The sequence below is a fragment of the Microcoleus sp. S28C3 genome, assembly GCF_036700785.1.
Taxonomy (GTDB): Bacteria; Cyanobacteriota; Cyanobacteriia; order Cyanobacteriales; family Microcoleaceae; genus Microcoleus; species Microcoleus asticus.
In genome coordinates this window covers 1-3,908 of record NZ_JAUBPO010000229.1, presented here as the reverse complement: position 1 = coordinate 3,908, position 3,908 = coordinate 1, and the positions used below count along the sequence as shown (strand labels likewise).

General features: G+C 51.6%; 3 protein-coding genes. 1 reads left to right on the top strand and 2 read right to left on the bottom strand.

The window, feature by feature from the left end:
• Positions 1-282 precede the first annotated feature (282 nt).
• Both QUA13_RS31835 and QUA13_RS31830 read right to left on the bottom strand, forming a co-directional pair.
• Positions 283-2,004, bottom strand: coding sequence for a hypothetical protein (locus tag QUA13_RS31835; RefSeq protein WP_333204999.1), 1,722 nt, complete (start codon positions 2,002-2,004; stop codon positions 283-285).
• Positions 2,005-2,654: 650 nt separating this feature from the next.
• Positions 2,655-3,134, bottom strand: coding sequence for an NUDIX domain-containing protein (locus QUA13_RS31830; protein ID WP_172185172.1), 480 nt, complete (start codon positions 3,132-3,134; stop codon positions 2,655-2,657).
• 145 nt (positions 3,135-3,279) lie between these two features.
• On the opposite strand from QUA13_RS31830, the gene QUA13_RS31825 reads away from it, so the two are divergent.
• The coding region (locus tag QUA13_RS31825) for an alpha/beta fold hydrolase (protein WP_333204996.1) at positions 3,280-3,908 on the top strand (629 nt) is incomplete at its 3' end.

Genomic DNA, 3,908 nt, shown 5'->3' with positions numbered 1-3,908 from the left:
TTGCCGTTGGAGTATGGACGTTTGCCGGTCTTTGGGCGAGCGCACTTTTTGACCTGCTTAGTCTAAACTCCAATAATTAGGTTTGCAGTCAGGACGACCGCCGTCAAAAGTCCGGGTCGGGCAGACGAAAAACAATTTGATTATCAGTTAAGAAAGTATGGTGCGTCAGCAAGTAGAAATTTGTTAGTTCTCAAACAAATATCGAAGTTCACGCACCCTACTAACTACTAACTCACAATAGTGAAGCAAGCAGATTGGATATTACCAATTGCCCATTCCCAATTAATTTTCGGTAGCGGCGGGAGAGGGTGTAGCTTCCGGCGACGGCGACGGCGACACTTCGGCGGGAGATGGCGCAGCTTCCGGCGACGGCGACACTTCGGCAGGAGATGGCGCAGCTTCCGGCGACGGCTGCGGGGATACTTCGGCGGGAGATGGCGCAGCTTCCGGCGACGGCGACACTTCGGGGGCAGGAGATGGCGCAGCTTCCGGCGGGGACTCTTCGGCGGGCTGCGGTTGAGGAGAAGGTGACTGTTCGGCGGCTGGTTTCTGTTGAGGTGAGGGCGAGGGTTGGGCGGCGGGCTTTTGTACCGGCGGCGAGGTTTGAGCCCCAGGCTTCGGTTTGTTTGACGGGGCCGGCGGCTTCTCAAACTGCGGTTTCACTTCAGCAGGCGCTGGGGATGGCTGCTGGTTTGTGGGTTTGGGCCCTGTCGGGGTTACTGTTGGCCGCTGCTGGCCTGCTGGGTTGGGCCTGGTTGGGGCGGTGGACGGGGTGACAGGAATGCCGCTGCAAACTTTTTCGTCGTATTTAAACGGGATAGCTACTTGGTAAAGCTTGTGCGTGCTGGCTGCCGAAAATGTTAGAGAAGGGTTAATAATCGCAGTTTTAGCAGCATTGTCGAGAATGCCGTAACCCGTCGGGACGATCGCTTGAGGCTCGGCTTTGAGCAAGCCTTGAGGGCTGACAACTGCTCCGAAAACTGCTACTCCTTCAAGTTTTTGCGAGCAAGCTGCTAGGGGATAAGGGATATTCACAGGAGTTGGCCCCGTCATTTCCAAGTCAGGATAAGCCTTTTTGAATCTCTCAAACAAAGCAACATAGGTATTTGCAGCCGCAAGCTGTGTTTCTCTGTCGGTGGGTAAGTTTGAACTCGGTTGGTCGGACTGTCCTAGCTGTCGCTGTCCCTCTTCAAATTGTTGCCTCTTGATTCTTTCTTCGGGAGTTTCTGCGATGAGATTCCTTTTATTCGGATCTTTTTGAGTCAACTTTGGTACTCCATCGGGTCCCACATTCCTGCCAGCAATTGGGAATTCTGGGGTAAAGACTGGAGCTCCGTCTGGAAATAGTGGGAGTCCGCCTCTACTGGCTATGATCTTTTTGAGCGTCTCTGCTTCATCTTCCGAGGCGCTGCCGGGAAGCTGGGGCACTTCTGTCAGCGATGGCGGCGGCGGGATATTGCGATCGAAATTACCGGGCAAGGGCGGGAAAATCAAACCGCTGGGAGGTACTGGCGGGACGAAAGTGGGTGTTGGCTGGGAGGGGGCTCTGAATGTTGGGGATGGAGTTTTCGGAGGCGGCGGGGCTGTTGGGGCGGCAGAGGGCGGGAGAGGGGAATAAGGGAGGGGGGAAAAGAATCCAGGAGGGGGCATTCCCGGCGGTAGGGCGGGCAAGTTGATAGCTGGAGGTGCGGGGGGCAAGGGCGCCGCTAACTTGGGCGAGGCGGGCAAGGGAACTGGTGCGATCGAAAATGGCGTAAATCGCGTATTAGATGGTTTCGGTGGTATGGTTTGTGGCAGGCGGCCGGCCTCTGTGGGAGTTAGTTCTACCAAGCCGACAGAACCGGGGATATTTTTTGAGGAATTTCCACCATAAAGTATGCTTGAGAGCGTCGGGGCGGTTGCTCCGAGGACTCCGTGAAGGCTCACAGAAGCTAGGGCTGCCCACCAATAAGGCTGGCGCAGCGGTTCGGAAAGGGTGTTGGCTAGAGAGGAAGAGTCAGTCATTTAAATTTTAGATTTTAGATTTTAGATTTTAGATTGGGGGATTGGGAGATGGTTAGATTTTAGATTGGGGGATTGGGAGATGGTTAGATTTTAGATTGGGGGATTGAGTGATTGGGGGATTGGTAATTTATATTGTTGTGGTTGTGATTGAGTGTGAATTCGTTTTAATGAGGAGAGGTTGGAAATTCAAAGGTATAATTTTAGCACGGTCGGTATCGAAATTGCCCGATCGACTTTTATTTAGATTCCACGACCCTCAACTCAAGCACTCAAGCGTAGAAAGCGGGTTTCTTGACGGATTCAACCTGAGAACCGAGATTTTTCTTCGCTGTTGTAGCAACTGCCAATAGGGTTAGGACGTTCTTAATTGCTGAAAGCATTGTTTTTCTTTCCGAATGCCTTTTGCCGAACCCTATACTAGGTTTCTCAGCTATTGTTGAGAATGGTGAGCGGGGCGTCAGACGAGCCGGGCTGGGGCGAGCAAAAAACAGACTGCGCCGCTGCTATACCGTCTTTTTCCGGGATCTGGAGCGCCACTAATTCATTAAACACGATCGATCCGTTCGATCGACTCCTGTTTCCAATTCGGTTACACAACCGGATTCATCCGTGGAAGTAATTATTCAATCCAAAATCCAAAATCGATGGATTCACCAGCGATAGCGGTAATTTTTAAAAGGAGCTCCCTCGATGGTGAGCAAGTCGATGGGATAAATGGGAGCGCCGCTTGCCATATATTGAAACATTTCCCGAACTTCCTCTCCCCGTAGAGACAACTGGTCTAATTCCTTGAGAGAATACCAGCCGGCGCACAAAGTATGCTCGTCCGGCTTGCTCTTGGGCGGCGTCTTATCTTCTGGACGAGCCACAAAAATGACTCGGAGGCGCACATTACCCCTAGGCATCACTGTGTGCTCTACCCTGAGAATTCCCTCAACGATGACGGAAATGCCCGCTTCCTCAATGGTATTGCGCATAGCAGCTTCGAGCAAAGTCTCCCCTTTTTCCACTCGCCCTGCTGGGAGATACCACTGCTGCTCGTACTTGCGCTCTTGTACCAGTAGAAAACGGTCTTCTAAGTGAACGACAACTAGGGTAAAATACCATGTTTGAATCGGCTCGCGAGCCATAGAAGTAGATATTCCCTAAGCAAAAGGTTTAACGAGCGGCAGATGTTAGCAATCCAAAGAATGCTTCGGCAAGTGTCTTTGAACTTGAAAAACAGATCGTAGCACTCCGGCCGCAAAATCTAAAATCTAAAATCTAAAATTGACAATGCCATTACCAACCGTGATTTTACCAGGATATTTTGCTGCTGCTTCCGACTATCGCGAATTAGAAAAATCTCTGGTCGATCGAGGTTTCCCAACAGTAACAGTGCCTCTGGGCAAGGGAGATTGGTTGCCGACTTTTGGCGGGCGATCGATGGTGCCAATTTTGCGACAGCTCGATCGCACGGTCAAACAAATGTTACAGCAATACGGCGTTCCCCAGATCAATCTCGTCGGTCATTCCGCCGGCGGCTGGATTTCTCGCATCTATTTGGGCGAAAAGCCTTACAGGATTCACGGCGACGTGCTTGAGGACGCGGGTTTGTGGGAAGCTCACCCTTATGTGAATACTTTAATTACTTTAGGCACGCCGCACGTCTCTCAAGAGCGCTGGACTCGCAAAAATCTAGATTTTGTCAAAATTCACTATCCGGGGGCTTTTCACCCGCAGGTGCGCTACGTGTGCGCTGCTGGGAAGGCTGTTTTTGGCAAGCGGGGTTTAGGGACTTGGCTGGCTTATAAAAGTTACGAGTTGACTGTGGGGAAGGGCGAAACTGACACTGTTCTCTTAAGGAGTGAGATATTGAAACCCCCGAAAGGTGAGGAGTTCAGAGATAGCGAGGGGACGAGAGA

Excerpts from the sequence above, each read along its gene's own strand:
- QUA13_RS31835 (WP_333204999.1), bottom strand. The coding sequence starts at position 2,004 with ATGACTGACTCTTCCTCTCTAGCCAACACCCTTTCCGAACCGCTGCGC.
- QUA13_RS31830 (WP_172185172.1), bottom strand. The coding sequence starts at position 3,134 with ATGGCTCGCGAGCCGATTCAAACATGGTATTTTACCCTAGTTGTCGTT.